The sequence below is a fragment of the Rhizobium johnstonii 3841 genome, from assembly GCF_000009265.1.
Taxonomy (GTDB): Bacteria; Pseudomonadota; Alphaproteobacteria; order Rhizobiales; family Rhizobiaceae; genus Rhizobium; species Rhizobium acaciae.
The window spans coordinates 4164296-4178815 of the sequence record NC_008380.1 but is presented as its reverse complement, the minus strand read 5'-3'; the positions used below and the strand labels follow the sequence as shown (position 1 = coordinate 4178815).

Sequence of the window (14520 nt, the reverse complement as noted above, 5' to 3'; positions counted from 1 at the left end):
GACCAGTTCGATGAGGGGGCTTTCTGCCGCCATCGGCTATTTCCCCCCGCTATCCACAGGCTCTGGCTCTTCACCGAGGAGCGACCGGAGGAAGACCCGCAACGCGTGTTCGCTGCCGATCGTGCAGTTGGCGATGCTGTCGAAGACGTTTTCGTCGCGCAGTGCGATCTCTGCTTTCGCTCGGATGTCGTCCAGTGAACGGCACGGCTCTTTCAGCATTGCCGTTTCAGCGGCCTCCTTCGCTTGCCAGAGCTCGTCATGGTCGCTGCGAACATCCAGAGTCACTTCGTTGCTGAATTTCCTGTCGGCCTCGCGCCAGTCTTGGATGGCCTGAGAGATCGAACGGCTCGGTTGGCTGCTCGACGTCGTGGTGCCAGCTATAATTCGAGCAACGGTCATCGCATAGTCGTTGACCGCTGACATAAATCCGAGAACCAGACCCTTCGGAACCTGCTTCTGGATCATGTCAACCGTGATGCAGCCAAGCAGGGTGGCGTTCCCGGTGGTGGGATGCTTGCCTATGTATTTCAGGAATTCTTCAGCGATCTGGCGGCCGGTGTCGTAGTCCTGCGTATAATTGCTTGGTTCGGAATAAGGACCGGCTGTCACCACGTTCCAATGATCTACACCGCCGCGTTCCGCTTTAGTCTTTAACCGCATGAAAGAAAGGTCGATCGCATGGTGGGGAGACTTAAGCATCGGCGCGCTCCTCCAGTTCCCGCCGTGACACGTAGGCGCCGGGAACGTCAAAGTGGTTGATGCCCTTGGCAAGATACGCGACATGGAAATGCGCAATGTTGACGAGGCTGCTGACGCGATCAAGCGGGATATTTCGCGCGCCATCAGGAAGCCGATAATCGACGTCCTCGACCAGCAGGTTGCGGATGGTATCTAGCAGCCGTTCAAGGTCGGTAAGCTCATAAACTAGGTCGTTCGGTTCAAAGGTTTCAATCGGCTTCATCGGATCGTCTCCCCTTCACCGGCGGCATAAAATGCATCATGGACCCGCTTCGCCCGGAAGGTGACGTCGTTCCAGGCAAAGCTGAGAGTTTCAAGCTGGTGTTTAGTCAGCATGATCATCAGCGCTTCGTTGCCCCTGGTCTCCATGGGTACCAGTTGATCGTCGAGAAGGTCGGCAAGGATGTCGGCCATATAGTTGAGGCAGCAAATCTCGTGCTCGAGATTTCTGAAGGCGCCGATGAGCTCGGCGTCAGTAGGCGGTACTTTCGGCATAGCTTCGCCAGCGGCCGTTTTCATGTGCGGCATGATCGTATCTCCAGTGATGTTTGGGAGATCGGCGCGAAATTGCGCCGGTCGCTGGTTAGTTGCAGTTCCGGAAGTTGCGGACCGCGGTCTTGAGGCGCCGGCGAGCGTTGGCCTCATTCTTCTTGGCGTAGACGAGGTTCTGATAGGCGGCGTGGGTGTCGCTCATCATTGCTTTCCACTCGTCGCTGTCACGCTCGACGCGGTCGACGCTGTGCATTTCCTTCCAGTCGGCGTAGGCCTCGCGCAGCACCTGCTTCTTCGTGCCGGCATTTGCTTCGTAGGCGTCGAGTTCGATCGCGCTGTCTGCCACGGCCACCATCAGGTGGATTTTGCGGGCGGTAAGGGCGATTGAAGACGTCGCACTTTTTGTGCTATGACTTCCCATGTCCAAATCTCCAAAGGTGTGGACGTTGATTTCCGCTTCCAGGCGGCAGTCGTTTCTGCAGAGGCGGGGATAGGTCGCCAAACTTTGTCCCCGCCTGCTGCTACTTTCCGGCCGGAGCCGGCATTTCTCCGCGTTTCACACGATCCATTTTCTCCCGAATGCAGCGGATAATTTCGCTGTTTTGAGAGTTTCCGTTCCGTGCGGCCTCGGTCTCTACGAAGGATTTTATCTCTTCGGGCAGCCTCACCATTAATTTGGTAAATGCCGATTTCACGTTTTCCTCCGTCGTTAAGGTTAATATGTCATAGTGCTACCATTGCCGTCAATGCCGATGTAGCACTATGACATCATTAATTTAGAAATGTTGATTGGAGGCCGGCTATGGCCAAGAGCACGATTTCGAAAGACCCGGTTTCCGAGCAAGATAAGTTCATGCTGCGCCTGCCGGCCGGTATGCGCGATGCCATCCGAGAGGAGGCGGACGCCAATGGCCGCAGCATGAATGCTGAAATTGTCCACCGCCTCGAAAATTCGCTTGATCCCAGTTTTTTTGGATCCGAGTTCACAAGGGTCAGTCAGAATTACGAAGCGTCGACGTCCACAGTGAACCATTTCCTTCAGATGCTTGCCAAGAAGAATGTGCTGTACGTAGCGCTGGACGCTGAGGGTGTTCCAATTTCCTGGCCCGAAGTAATGACCAACCTGAACGCAATTGCGTCTGCCCTTAAGGAGCCAATTGAAAAAATCGACGCTGCGGTATTCACGCCCCAGGTGTCGTCGTCGCGAATCAGAGAAGACGCATGGTTCGCTCTCCTCGATTTCTTTCGAAAGCAACGGGGAGATTCGGACGACGAAAGCTGAGGCGCGGGGAGAGGTACGCAGATAGTGCGTACCGCTGTCCCACTCGCTCGACCTCGCCTTAGCAACAGGCGGTGCGACGGTTGCCATAGCTTCGCCGGCGCCTGGAATCAGTCGTTTCATCTCGGGTACCCCTCACATCCAGCACAATCGCGGCTGACCTGAAATAATGTCCTCAGGGCGGAAAACGTTCCAAAAGCCGTTTGAAAACAGTGTTTTATGGTTAATTTTTGCATAAGTCGCGCCGAACCATCTTGAAACGGCCCTCGATAAGCGGATGAGTGAAAAACTGGTCGGTGACGGCCTTGCATTCTCTGGTGAACACTTCAAAGACCTTCGTCACGTCTTTCTTCCAATACACCGCGTAGGTCGATCCCTCTGCCTCGGCACGATCGTTGCGGACCATGCCTGCTGGCCTGGGCGCGATAGGAGACTGACGCATCACGGCGTCAATCGTCTGTTCAGACAGACCAAACATGCCCCAGATGCGCTTGCGCAGGTGGACGATGCTCTCAGAGTTGGCAGGGCGTGCGCTCAAGACGGTCTGCGCGGTCTCGATGCGCTCGACCTTGGCGTCAATCAGGTTTAGTCGCCTGTCGCGCGCCGCATCCCGCTGTTCGGCATCTGCCAGCATCCGAAAGGCCTGGGCGAAGGCTTCGGCTGTTGTCGGGATCTGCGCCGGCTCGTTCTTGTGCTCCTGCCAATAGTCAACGAGGCGGGCTGTGAACTCCGGGGAGAGCTGCGCGACAACCACATAGCTGTCGCGCTCGTTGACGAGATATACCTCAACGGGACGCGATCCAGCGCCTTCATGAGAGGTTTCCACCGACGGTGTGAACCTGACCACGTCCTTTTCGGCGAGCCGCTCGATGGTTCGCTTGACGCTGTCGTGGCGGGTATCGAGGAGATCCGCGATCTCACGGCTCGACATGGCGGCAGGTCTGGAAGTGAGCTGTTGCATGTGCACTCCATCGGAAAGATGGGTGCATCATAATGAATGATTTTTCAGTCGTCAATTGTCGATGACTGAAATTTCAGTCATATAATGCTTATCTCACGTTGGATGCTTGTTACAATGGCGAAGATTGAAATCGATTCTCCTTCGCCAGAGCTGTAAGTGTTTTCCATTCCAATCGTCGCGGATGGAATTGCGTACGATCGGTAGACCGGGTCTTTTGATTTCGGCACTAGGCGGAAGCCCCCATCGGTTTCCTCGACAACACGAGCGAACCATTCATCCAACTTCTGAGAAGCCAAGGAGCGCTCGACTATTACAATTTGCCCATTTCGTAGATCGTACTGATCTCCGAAGCCGCTGGCGGCTATCAAGATATCGCCCTTAAAGATTCCGATGTTTTCTAGTGAGTGGTCGAGAAGCCGATAAGGCAAGACACTGAACTTCGGAAGACGAGGGTCTGTCGCAACCGGGTACTGCCGTTCCTCCAGGGTCTTATCCAATGCCCACTCTAGGTTTCTCTCAAATGAGCGGTACTCGAGGGGTATGCGGGCGCGAAAGACACCGCTCTCAAGATCTCGGACCGCTGGCATTAAGCTCAGGTCGCGAAATGGCTGTTTGGTATTTTTCGATGCCGTTGCGATTTCTGTGTCGCCGCCGACAAGATAGCTGAGTGAGCATTGCAAAGGGCCGGTTAGCTTCTGAATAGTGTCCAATCTCGGGCTAGCTGAATTTCCGGCCAGAATATCTTGAACAGCAGATCTGCCGAGGCCAGCCTCCAGGGAGACGGCCGCAGCACTTTTCCTAACGACTTCAAGGCGGTGCCTTATGCGGTCTGCGAGCGTGTCGGTTTCTTTTTCCATGACTGGAATATCAAACGGATCGAATGAAAAATCCAGAACGAAAAATCAGTCGCCAGCTTGAAGATGAATGATTTATCAGTTAACCTTAACGCATGGAAAACGAACTTCGCTTCACTTTGCTCGAAACAGCGTCCGCTTTCGCTAAGGCGTGCGGATGCGCGCTATCAACGGTTTCCCGCCGCGTTAAAAACGACGCGGCGTTTTTTTCGCGTATCAAAGACACTTCCAAAACATTCACGGCACGCACCTTTGATGAGGTCATGTTTTGGTTTGCAGAAAATTGGCCCGCCGAAAAGCAGATGCCTCTCGGCCTGATGAAATGGATGGCTGAGACTGGCCACCAACGGGCGGAGGTCGCATGACCGCGACACTCGAAGAGCAAGCCGCTGCCTGGGAAATCTACCGTCTGGCGAAGGTGAAGGCCGATAGCTCCCTTAATTTTCAGGACGGGCGCGCCGCGGCATTAGCTTGGCACGTGTTCATCGCGCTCTTCACAGGCCAGCCGGCGCGGGCGTCGGACCTGATACCTCACCGAAAGGTGGCGATCTTCCGCGGCAACATGTCCGCAGTTTCGGAGGGACGCCCATCCCATGAACGATGAGCTCGATGTGCAATGCCTTCCATACATGCCTCTGCAGATCGAGCGTCTTCGGAGGTCCAAGGCGTGGCTCCGCTGCAAACGGAATCCTGAGATCGCCTTCTATATGGTGAACCTCTGGATGCGGGCCTGGCACGAGGTACCGGCCGGCAGCATCGAGGACGACGACGACGTTTTGGCCGATGCCGCCATGTGTTCGCCGGAGAAGTGGGAAGAACTGAAGGATGACATCCTCAAGGGCTGGGATCGACGCGACGGGCGCGTCTGGCACAGCACTGTCATAGAGATTGCCACAGAGGCAGTCGGCAAGCTTCGCATGAACAAATCGCGCACTGCGGCAGCTCGCGAGGCGCGAGAACTTCAACGTCAGTCTTCTGTGGCAGAAACCGTGACAGAGAATGTCACTAACTCTGTAACAGAGCACGAAGGGAAGGGAAGGGAAGAGAAGGGAATAGAAGATAAAACAACATCTGACGATGTTGTTGCCGTCGCCCCTTCGATTTCTCAGGATTTTGCCTTCGAAGCGCAGTCGATCAGGCTGACCGCAGCTAATCTGGAGCAGTGGCGGAAGGCATTCCCGCATGTCGCGCTTGAGGCGGAGCTTTGGGCCCTGGACGAATGGGCGGGCACCAAGGGCAACAAGTGGTTCACTGCCGTCAGTGGGGCTTTGGCGAAAAAAGAACGAGCGGCGGTCGATCGCGTCAGCACTGCAGCAGCAGTTCGCGATCGAGGAGGCGGCCAACGGCGGGCTGATCCACGAATATGAAAACCGTCGATCAGATCCTTCGCGAAAACGGCATCCAGCTTAGGCGCGCCGCCGCCGGCAACCAAAAAACAACCTGCCCGAAATGCTCGTCAACCCGGCGCAACAAGCGTGAGCCTTGTCTCTCAGTCCGGATCGATGCTGAAGGCGTCCAGTTCAACTGTCACCATTGCGGCTTCCATGGAGGCGATTTCCTTGACCAACATTCTCGGCCCGGTGGGCGCACTGGCATTTCAAAACCGGCAGATCGACCCTCAGGTCGCCGTTCTTTCCGGAGCCTATACGGGTAAGGCTGTCACTGGCGCTGACGGTGTCACCACAGTTGAACCAGATGCTGCCGGCAACATCGTCGTCTTTCCGTTCATCGACGGCGGCCGGCCGGTCGGTGAGAAATACCGGGCGCCAGGGAAGAAGTTCTGGCAGCGTAAGGGCGGCCGGAAAACATTCTGGAACGCGGACTGCATGGATGATCCTGCGCTTGAGGAAGGGCACAAGGCGCTGATCATCACCGAGGGTGAGATCGACGGACTGACGGCGATCGACTGCGGATTCCATACGACGGTCAGCGTCCCGGACGGCGCGCCGCCTGTCAGGGACGGCGAGGATCCGGACCAGCTCGACGACGCTATTCCCGACGATGACAGCCGCGGGAAATTCGAGTTCGTCTACAACAACCGCCACCGGATCAAGCGCATCAAGCGGTTCATTCTGGCGGTCGACAACGATCCTCCCGGGCGCAGGCTGGCCGCAGAGTTGGTCAGGAGGCTGGGTGCAGCTCGATGCTCGTTCTTGACCTATCCAGAGGGCTGCAAAGACCTGAACGATGTGAAGATGCGGCATGGACCGGATGCGGTCGTTCGCGTCATCACGGAAGCAAAGCCGTATCCCGTCAAGGGGATCTATCTGCTCTCGGATTACCCGGAGCTCGACGAGCCGGCGACCTACTCGACAGGATGGCCGGACCTCGACGAGTATCTCCGCGTCTGGCTGGGCGAACTGATGGTGGTCACCGGCATTCCGGGCCACGGCAAATCCACGTGGACCATGAACCTTTGCGTCAACCTCGCCCGCAAGCACGGCTGGCGCGTCGGCGTTGCGTCGTTCGAAATCCCGACGGTGCCGGCGCTGCGCTTCAAGCTCCGGCTGGCTGCGTCGGGGCTCGGCACCAAGCAATGGACACGCGACGACGTGGCGGAAGCGGACGTCTTCATCCAGCAGCACTTCGTCTTCATCGATGCCGATCCGACTGGAGAGGCTGACGACGACATGACGCTGGAATGGCTTCTCGATCGCGCAGCGGACGCCGTCATGCGGCATTCGATCAAAGTGCTGGTCATCGATCCATGGAACGAGGTTGAGCACTATCGGCCGAAGGGTGAAAGCGAGACGCAGTACATAAATCGGGCGCTCCGCCAGATCCGTAAGTTTGCGCTTAGATATGGGGTGCTGGCGATCGTCGTCGCACATCCGACCAAGGAACTCGGCAAGGGCGGCGAATCCAGGACACCGACCCTGTACGACATCGAGGGGTCCGCAGCCTGGTACAACAAACCCGACCACGGCGTCGTCATCGATGTCCCTGATCCTGATCTTCACGAAACGGTGGTTTGGGTGAAGAAGGCCCGCTTTTCATGGTCAGGCCGCAAGGGGGACGTGACGCTGGAATACCTGCCGGAAACAGAGGGCTATCGGTCCCTGAACGGCTTTGCCCCGCTTTGGAAGTCTACCCACGGCGAGCAGGATTACCGGACAGCGAAACCACCGAGGTCCAACTCCTATCAAGGGAAGGACCAACATTGACGGCATCGTGGAACAGCAATTCATCTACGCACGAAGGTTTGAGCATGATGTGTGCAAAAGTCACGGTATTGATCGACCGCCTCTGCGGCCGGGCCTATCAGATTTGCGACGTCCTCTGGCTTCAACTGCGGCAAAGGCCAGCCAGGCACTTGACTTTGATCTCGGTAATTCGTGATGGCCTTGCCAAGCGCCTGTACATGCGTGTCGATTGTTGCAATGAGGCGATCGGTGTTGACGATGTTAAGGGAAAACTGGTCTCGAACAGGTTGCAGAATTGTATAGAGGCGACCAATAGCTTCGAGACAGTTCTCCATGCCTCGCCACTGCGTGCTCGTCCCCTCCAAAATCATTTGCTTGCCTGCCCGCAGGATCGCAGATTCTTCCTGAAGTGCCGTGCTGGCAACGATCACGCGCTCGCAGAGCAAATCAAGGGGCCGAAGCAGTCTTTTTGTTTCCTGCCTTTGCTGTCGGATCAGCACGAACAATGTGGCCAAGGTGACTGCAGCCCCCACCCAACCGCTCGAAGCTCCAAGCCAGCCTTGCAGCGTGCATTGCTCTTTCGAGCACGCCGCCCATCCAGCCGGCGTCTGCATGCCGGGAAGCAGCCACATAGCGATCACGAAGGCAACAAGTGCCAAAGCGGATACGACGACAACGCAGAAGTTCTTGTCGGACACGTTCATCCCCCTACACGGATCGAGAAGGCACGATTCGCGGTCGGGTATCAAGCAGCCAAACATGAGGGCTACACACTCAGGGAGATAGGGAGTTGAATCACGAAATGTCATCCGCGTTCAACGTGAATGAAACGGCGTTCCGCGAACTGCGAAATGGTGAAGGAGGTAGACGATGGAATCCGCCGCCAGAGACCTGGTACGGGATAAAGGCGGCGCCTGGTGCGCAACGCTGTCCCTCAATGAGAGATGGGCAGGACCGAAAGGGCGAGAGCATCATCGAGCGCAACCTTCGCAATGAGGGATTTGAGGCTTTCATGCCCAGCTACCGAATAGAGGTCCAGCATCATCGACAACGCCACTGGATCGAGCGTCGTTTCCCGACTTTCGTTGGATACCTGTTCGTCAACATCGGTCCAGACGATTTCCGAACAGTCGAGGAGGTGACGGGGGTAAGCAAGATCCTGCGCTTCACGCGGTCCAACGACGAAGGGTCTATGCCATTTGCATTCCCTCAGGAGACGATCGACCGGCTGCGTTACATCGCTTGGGAGCAGGAGCAGATATTTCTGGCTGCCCGAGCCCGCCGGCAGCGAGAGGAAGAGATCGAAGAGGAGCAACGCCGCCGCGGGAAACCGGTGAATGCCAGCAGCCGCAGGATTCGCCGGGCCCAGTTCACCGAGCTGGGCGGTGGCTTGTCTTTCAGTCTTTCTTCGGCATCATCACGAGCGTTCATAACCGAAACGCTGCAAACTCTTGGGAATATCGCCAACAAGCTTGATTAATCATAACTATCTGGTAATGTTTGCGCACTGATTTGTGGATGTACAGTGCGCAAACGGCGCCGGTCCACGCGGACAAGCAGCAATCCGCGCGATGGAAGAAATGCGTTCAGTCGTTAGACCAACTGACCTTTTTGAACGCAACAGCCCGATCAGAGTCTGCCATCGAGAGTGTCGTCCTTCCAACGTTGAAGGACATCCGGCTTCTCGATCCACGCTTTCACCTCGCCATCGTTGTCTATGGCGGCGGCAGTAAACAAGTGTGCGAGAGCGCCAACGACTTCACCCTTGTTGAATCCACCAGTCTTGTAGAGATCCAAAAACTCGCCGAGCAGTGCGTCGAGCTGCCTATGCTGAGTGCTACTGATGTCGAACGCCACAGCCAGACCCCTTCAAGCTAGTTTTCGAAGGGTTTTCGGCAGAAAGCTTTCAAACTTTGCTTCCCAATTATTTCCCGATCCGTTGAACCAGACGCAGATTACTGCGCCGCTATCTTTAAAGCTGTTGACCGTCATATCTGGACCACCAGATTTCAAGATGACCCGGTCTCCCACTTGAAACTCTCCAACGTTCCCGCTCATATTTCCTCCATCTCAAATTTAGGTTTTAAATCCGAATCCAGTTGCACTCTTCAGTAGCTTTCTATCTGCATTTTAAGCAAGAGGGTTTTACTCGACCCCCTTCAGCGTTTCGCTAAGGCTATCAAGCTGCAAATAACGGTAGGGCGTCACCGCCGCGGGGCTGTTAGCGCTGTGTTTTGATCGCGCTGATAAAGTGTTGGGACGTCACGTTGATGATCCGTCCGGGATGGGCCGGAGAATTGGGATCAGCTACCAAAGCAATGCTGGTTCCATCCTGCAGGACCTGCGTGGTCATTGCCGCGCTATCCTGCAACTTGATCAAGGGGTGCTCATAACTCTCAACGATGCCCCAGAACATAATTTCATCGCCTGCCTCTATCAATCGAAACTCGTAGTTTTCGCCCACTTCAAACATCTCGAACCTCCCAGGGATAAGCGCGCGCAATAGAACTCGCTCAGGCGCCCGTCAAAGGCAAGACACCAGAGCGAAACTATTGCTCTCCCCTAGAAATCACTCCCGCCAAACGGATACTCCAATGGACCCTTCGATTGCTCCCGCCTCGCGTGCCGCCGCGGTGACACCGAACGATACCGCCATTGTCGGTGCGCGCGCGCTCTATATCGGCACGGCGGGCGATGTTGCCATCGCGCCTCGTCGGGATATGGACCCGGTCATCTTCAAGAGCGTGCCGGCCGGGACGATCCTGCCGGTTCACGCCGCCATCGTGGCGCTGACCGGGACCACGGCCTCCAACATCATCGCGTTGTTCTAGATGGACGACGGCAAGAACGTCCCGCTGAACGAGATCGGGATACTGGGTAGCGCCGCCAAGGTGTCGCAGCCAACCTTCATCACCACCTATCCAGCCGATCAGAAGGCAGGGGACCATGACAGGCAGACCAACGAAATTCACCACGGCACTTGCCGACATCATCTGCGAACGGATCGCTGACGGCGAAAGCCTCCGATCGATCTGCAGGGATGACGCCATGCCCGCCAAGTCGACGGTGTTGGCCTGGCTGGCTGATGACGACAAGACCGCTTTTCGGACCAAGTATGCACAGGCGCGAGAGATCCAGGCCGACGGCTTCGTCGACGAGATGGTCGAGATTGCCGATGACGGCACGAACGACTGGATGGAGAAGAAGAACGCCGACGGCGAAACGACCGGCTGGCAGGAGAACGGGGAAGCCATCAGGCGCTCGCAACTCCGGATCGGAACCCGGCAGTGGATTGCCGAGAAGCTGAAGCCGAAAAAGTATGGCGCCAAGGTTGAGCTGGAACACGGCGTGACCGGCGAGGTGTCGCAGCTGCTGGAAGCTATCAATGGCAAGACCCGCGGACTTCCAAACGGCAGTTGAACAGTTTTCGGACTGGCGCTGGCGTCTGAACAACCTCTACTGGATCACGGACAAGGAAGGCAAACGGGTCCGGTTCGAAATGAACTGGGCTCAGATGACCTTCTTCGAGCAGATGCATTATCTGAATGTGCTGCTGAAAGCCCGCCAGCTCGGCCTGACGACGTTCATCCAGATCTTCATGCTGGATGCCTGCGTTTTCAATCGGGACATTCGAGCCGGTACCATCGCTCACACGCTGGGCGATGCGCAGACCATCTTTCGGGACAAGGTGAAGTACCCTTACGACAACCTGCCCGAAGGCATCCGCGAGGCGGTGCCGATCGTCAGGGATAACCAGACTGAACTGCTTCTGGGGAATAACTCAAGCATCCGTGTCGGCACCTCGCTCCGATCGGGCACTCTGCAATACCTCCATATCTCGGAATATGGGAAACTCTGCGCGAAGTACCCGGACAAGGCGAGGGAGGTCCGGACCGGCGCGCTGAACACCGTGCAGGCCGGCCAGCTCGTTTTCGTCGAGAGCACTGCCGAAGGGCAGGAGGGGCACTTCTACACCCTTTGCGAAGACGCCCAGGTGAAGCAGCGCCAGTCGTCGAAGCTGACGGAGCTCGACTTCAAATTCCATTTCTTCCCGTGGTGGAAGGAGCCGCAGTATTCGATCGCGCCCGAGGGCGTCATCATCACCGAAGCGTTCGCGAAGTACTTCCGGACCTTGGCTGATCAAGGCATCGAACTGACGGACGGGCAAAAGGCCTGGTACGTCAAGAAAGCTGAAACGCAGCTGGGCGACATGAAGCGCGAATATCCGTCGTCGCCGGCGGAAGCGTTCGAAGCCAGCGTAGAGGGCGCATACTATTCGGATCAGATGGCCGTGGCCGATGCCGAGGAGCGCATAGGCATCTACCCGCATGTGCCGGGCTATCCGGTTCATACGATATCCGACATCGGCATGGACGACACCAACAGCGTCTGGCTCTTCCAGGTGCTCCCGAGCCGCGTCCGGATGATCGGCTACTTCGAACACACCGGCACCGGCATGGATGGCATGCTCGATGAACTGGAGCGGCGGGCGAACGAGTACGGCTATGTCTATGGCGTGCACAACATGCCTCACGACATTCGCGTCAGAGAGTGGACCCGCGGCGGTCTAACGCGCATCGAGGTGATGCTGGCGGAGGTCAAGGCGAGGAACCTGGGCACGGTGCGCAAGATCGAGCGCGCTTACGTCCACGACCGGATCAACGGCACGCGGCGCATCCTGGCCAAGATCGAGTTCGACCAGGCGGGATGCACCCAAGGCATCAAGTGCCTGCGGAACTACCGAAAAGAATGGGATGAGGATCTGAGCGTTTTCCGCGACGTACCCCTGCACAACTGGGCATCCCACGGCGCCGACGCTTTCGGCGGGCTTGCAATCATCTTCACCGGATTGGCGGCCGAACCGCTCAAGCCTGAACCAAAGCCGCTGCGGACGTTCCAGACCATGACGTTCAACGATTTCGTGAACTCCACACCGACCCAGAGCGAGCACGTTTGATGGACGACGAAGCCACGACATTGCCGGGCGGTGAGAAGTACGACCTGGCAAAGGTTGGCGCGCACTGGCAGCAGGAGCTTGAGCGCGGACAGCGATACTTCAAATCCTGGATCGATCGCTGCACCAAGATTGAGAAGATTTACCTTCAGCAGGCTGACCAGGCGAATGCGGCCAAGCGCCGGTTCCCGATGCTCTGGGCGAATATCTCGGTTCTGCAGCCAGCCGTCTATGCCCGTGTCCCGCAGCCCGTCGTCGAGCGCCGCTTCAAGGACTCTCAGCCCGTAGCCCGCATGGCTTCCGAGCTCGTCGAGCGCAATCTTGCGTTCACGGCCGACGACGCGGATCTGGATTCCCTGATGCGGGCGGTGCGCGACGACTTCCTGCTCTGCGCCCGTGGCACGGTCTGGCTGCGGTATGAAGCAGATTTCGAGCCGCTCGACATAGGCGTTGAGCCTTCGAATGCTCCGGCTCTGGACATGCAGGGCGATGATGGCAGCCCGACGGCTGAGCAGATCACCGATGAACGGGTCTGCATGGACTATGTCCACTGGTCCGACTTCCTGCATTCGCCGGCTCGCCGCTGGAAGGACGTAACGTGGGTGGCACGCCGCGTGCCCATGACAGACGAGGAATTCGACAAGCGCTTTCCGGAGGGGCGGGCAAGCCTGGCAGCAAACGGCGCCGGCTCCAATCACGGGACCAACCAGACGGAACGCGCTCAGAACGAGGGCAAGACGTACGTCTGGGAAATCTGGTGCAAGAGCGAGAACTACACCGTCTGGATCGCCGAGGGATCGCCTATAGCTCTGGAGGTCTCGGAACCGCCGCTGAAGTTGACGCGGTTCTTTCCGTGCCCGCGTCCGGCGTTCGGAACACTGTCCACCAGCTCGCTAATTCCTGTCCCGGACTACGTCTATTACCAGCAGCAGTGCGACGAAATCGACATGCTGACCAAGCGCGTCAACAAGCTGACCGATCAGTTGCGCCTGAAGGTGTTCTATCCATCGGGTGACGGTTCGGTATCGCCGGCGATCGAGAAGGCGATGCGGCCTGACAACGACACGGTCATGGTGCCGATCCCGGAATGGGCCGCCTTCACTGACAAGGGCGGATCGAACGCTATCGTCACCCTGCCGATCGACGAGGTTCAAAAGGTCATCGTGGCGTGCATCGAGGTGCGCAAGCAGCTGGTCGAGGACGTCTATCAGATCACCGGGATCAGCGACATCGTCCGCGGCGACACCCAGGCGTCGGAGACGGCGACGGCCCAGCGGATCAAGAGCCAGTGGGGTTCTATCCGCATCCGCGACCGCCAGGCCGAACTGGCACGGTTTGCACGGGATATCGTCAACCTCGCCGGCGAAATCATCTGCGACCAGTTCCAGCCGGAGACGCTGATGCTTGTCAGCGGCATCCAGCTTCCGACCGCGGCGCAGAAGCAGCAGGTCCAGATGCAGATGCAACAGCAGCAGATGGCGCAGCAGCAGGCGGCAATGCGCGCCCAGCAGATGGGCCAGCCGGCGCCGCCGCCGCAACCGCCTCAGTTGCCGCCGGAGGTCCAGAAGATGATGGAGCAGCCGACCATCGACGAGGTCGTGCAACTGCTCCGCAATGACAGCGTGCGGGGTTTCAGGATCGACATCGAGACGGATTCGACGATCGAGCCGGACGAGGATGCCGAGAAGCAAAGGCGCATGGAATTCGTGCAGATGGTCGGCGGATTCATGCAGCAGGCGGGCGCCATCGCGCAACAGACGCCAATGCTGGTGCCTGTCATGGTCGAGACGCTGCTGTTTGCCGCACGTGGTTTCAGGGCAGGGCGTCAGCTCGAAAATACACTGGAGCAGGTCGGCGCGCAGCTTTCGCAGTCCGCGACCGCTCCCAAGCCTCCGCCAGAGCCCACGCCCGAGCAGATGATCAATCTGAAAACGGCGCAGGTGAAGGCCGGCGCCGAGGAAAAGAAGGCGCAGCTCAGCGTCGCCCAGGCGCAAATCGAGCATCAGACCACGGTGGAGCAGGCGCGCAGCGCCATGGCCGCCGAGGCGCTGCAGCAGTTCCAGCAACAGCCGCCAGCCTACCAGTAAATATTTAGGGGT

22 protein-coding genes are annotated in these 14520 nt (G+C 57.7%); 11 read left to right on the top strand and 11 right to left on the bottom strand.

Annotated elements, in window-relative coordinates:
• Positions 1–36: 36 nt before the first annotated feature.
• Genes RL_RS20400 through RL_RS37755 form a run of 5 tightly spaced genes read right to left on the bottom strand, consistent with a single transcriptional unit; the run spans position 37 to position 1901 of the window.
• Positions 37–699, bottom strand: a complete 663-nt coding sequence (locus RL_RS20400; protein ID WP_011653388.1) for a hypothetical protein — start codon at positions 697–699, stop codon at positions 37–39.
• Entirely contained in the window at positions 692–961 is a 270-nt protein-coding gene (locus RL_RS20395; protein WP_011653387.1) for a hypothetical protein, read from the bottom strand. The genes RL_RS20400 and RL_RS20395 overlap by 8 nt, the downstream gene beginning before the upstream one ends.
• On the bottom strand, positions 958–1266 hold the full coding sequence (locus RL_RS20390; protein WP_011653386.1) for a hypothetical protein: 309 nt from the start codon (positions 1264–1266) through the stop codon (positions 958–960). Before RL_RS20390 ends, RL_RS20395 begins: the two co-directional genes overlap by 4 nt.
• 55 nt (positions 1267–1321) lie before the next feature.
• Positions 1322–1732 (bottom strand): hypothetical protein, encoded by a 411-nt coding sequence (locus RL_RS20385; protein WP_011653385.1) that lies wholly within the window; start codon positions 1730–1732, stop codon positions 1322–1324.
• A gap of 19 nt (positions 1733–1751) precedes the next feature.
• Positions 1752–1901, bottom strand: a complete 150-nt coding sequence (locus RL_RS37755; RefSeq protein WP_086935565.1) for an Arc family DNA-binding protein — start codon at positions 1899–1901, stop codon at positions 1752–1754.
• Between the two features lie 131 nt (positions 1902–2032).
• Here RL_RS37755 and RL_RS41015 point away from each other — a divergent pair, with 131 nt between their 5' ends.
• On the top strand, positions 2033–2512 hold the full coding sequence (locus tag RL_RS41015) for an Arc family DNA-binding protein (protein WP_011653384.1): 480 nt from the start codon (positions 2033–2035) through the stop codon (positions 2510–2512).
• Positions 2513–2732: 220 nt separating this feature from the next.
• Here RL_RS41015 and RL_RS20375 read toward each other — a convergent pair whose 3' ends face one another.
• Entirely contained in the window at positions 2733–3470 is a 738-nt protein-coding gene (locus RL_RS20375) for a Rha family transcriptional regulator (RefSeq protein WP_011653383.1), read from the bottom strand.
• A 77-nt stretch (positions 3471–3547) separates the two neighbouring features.
• Positions 3548–4327, bottom strand: a complete 780-nt coding sequence (locus tag RL_RS36935; protein WP_011653382.1) for a helix-turn-helix domain-containing protein — start codon at positions 4325–4327, stop codon at positions 3548–3550.
• 92 nt (positions 4328–4419) lie between these two features.
• On the opposite strand from RL_RS36935, the gene RL_RS20365 reads away from it, so the two are divergent.
• From RL_RS20365 to RL_RS20350, 4 genes are all read left to right on the top strand, one after another.
• Positions 4420–4689, top strand: a complete 270-nt coding sequence (locus RL_RS20365) for a hypothetical protein (RefSeq protein ID WP_011653381.1) — start codon at positions 4420–4422, stop codon at positions 4687–4689.
• Positions 4686–4928, top strand: a complete 243-nt coding sequence (locus tag RL_RS20360) for a hypothetical protein (protein ID WP_011653380.1) — start codon at positions 4686–4688, stop codon at positions 4926–4928. The genes RL_RS20365 and RL_RS20360 overlap by 4 nt, the downstream gene beginning before the upstream one ends.
• Complete coding sequence (locus RL_RS20355) at positions 4918–5691, top strand: DUF1376 domain-containing protein (RefSeq protein WP_011653379.1); 774 nt, start codon at positions 4918–4920, stop codon at positions 5689–5691. The genes RL_RS20360 and RL_RS20355 overlap by 11 nt, the downstream gene beginning before the upstream one ends.
• Positions 5692–5883: 192 nt before the next feature.
• Complete coding sequence (locus RL_RS20350; RefSeq protein WP_162039369.1) at positions 5884–7488, top strand: bifunctional DNA primase/helicase; 1605 nt, start codon at positions 5884–5886, stop codon at positions 7486–7488.
• A gap of 20 nt (positions 7489–7508) precedes the next feature.
• On the opposite strand, the gene RL_RS20345 is transcribed toward RL_RS20350, so the two are convergent.
• Positions 7509–8165 carry a hypothetical protein gene (locus RL_RS20345; RefSeq protein ID WP_129557803.1) on the bottom strand — a complete coding sequence of 219 codons (657 nt, stop codon included), beginning with the start codon at positions 8163–8165 and terminating at the stop codon, positions 7509–7511.
• Between the two features lie 92 nt (positions 8166–8257).
• Between RL_RS20345 and RL_RS36930 the strand changes: the two genes are divergently transcribed.
• Complete coding sequence (locus RL_RS36930) at positions 8258–8947, top strand: transcription termination/antitermination NusG family protein (protein ID WP_129557802.1); 690 nt, start codon at positions 8258–8260, stop codon at positions 8945–8947.
• A 149-nt stretch (positions 8948–9096) separates the two neighbouring features.
• Here the strand turns inward: RL_RS36930 and RL_RS20335 are convergent, their stop codons facing one another.
• The 3 genes from RL_RS20335 to RL_RS20330 form a co-directional block, all read right to left on the bottom strand.
• Complete coding sequence (locus tag RL_RS20335) at positions 9097–9324, bottom strand: hypothetical protein (protein ID WP_041936452.1); 228 nt, start codon at positions 9322–9324, stop codon at positions 9097–9099.
• A 12-nt stretch (positions 9325–9336) separates the two neighbouring features.
• Positions 9337–9525: a YodC family protein gene (locus RL_RS37750; protein WP_086935563.1), complete on the bottom strand. Its 189-nt coding sequence runs from the start codon at positions 9523–9525 to the stop codon at positions 9337–9339.
• Between the two features lie 163 nt (positions 9526–9688).
• Entirely contained in the window at positions 9689–9940 is a 252-nt protein-coding gene (locus tag RL_RS20330) for a hypothetical protein (protein ID WP_041936451.1), read from the bottom strand.
• Positions 9941–10061: 121 nt separating this feature from the next.
• On the opposite strand from RL_RS20330, the gene RL_RS20325 reads away from it, so the two are divergent.
• Genes RL_RS20325 through RL_RS20310 form a run of 5 tightly spaced genes read left to right on the top strand, consistent with a single transcriptional unit; the run spans position 10062 to position 14508 of the window.
• Positions 10062–10298, top strand: coding sequence for a spike base protein, RCAP_Rcc01079 family (locus RL_RS20325; RefSeq protein ID WP_018449515.1), 237 nt, complete (start codon positions 10062–10064; stop codon positions 10296–10298).
• Positions 10299–10478, top strand: a complete 180-nt coding sequence (locus RL_RS37745; RefSeq protein WP_086935562.1) for a hypothetical protein — start codon at positions 10299–10301, stop codon at positions 10476–10478.
• Positions 10414–10887 carry a hypothetical protein gene (locus RL_RS20320; RefSeq protein ID WP_011653372.1) on the top strand — a complete coding sequence of 158 codons (474 nt, stop codon included), beginning with the start codon at positions 10414–10416 and terminating at the stop codon, positions 10885–10887. Before RL_RS37745 ends, RL_RS20320 begins: the two co-directional genes overlap by 65 nt.
• The gene (locus RL_RS20315) at positions 10853–12424 is read left to right on the top strand and encodes a hypothetical protein (protein ID WP_011653371.1); all 1572 of its coding nucleotides are present in this window, start codon (positions 10853–10855) and stop codon (positions 12422–12424) included. Before RL_RS20320 ends, RL_RS20315 begins: the two co-directional genes overlap by 35 nt.
• Positions 12424–14508, top strand: a complete 2085-nt coding sequence (locus RL_RS20310; protein WP_041936450.1) for a hypothetical protein — start codon at positions 12424–12426, stop codon at positions 14506–14508. Before RL_RS20315 ends, RL_RS20310 begins: the two co-directional genes overlap by 1 nt.
• The last annotated feature ends 12 nt before the right edge of the window (positions 14509–14520 follow it).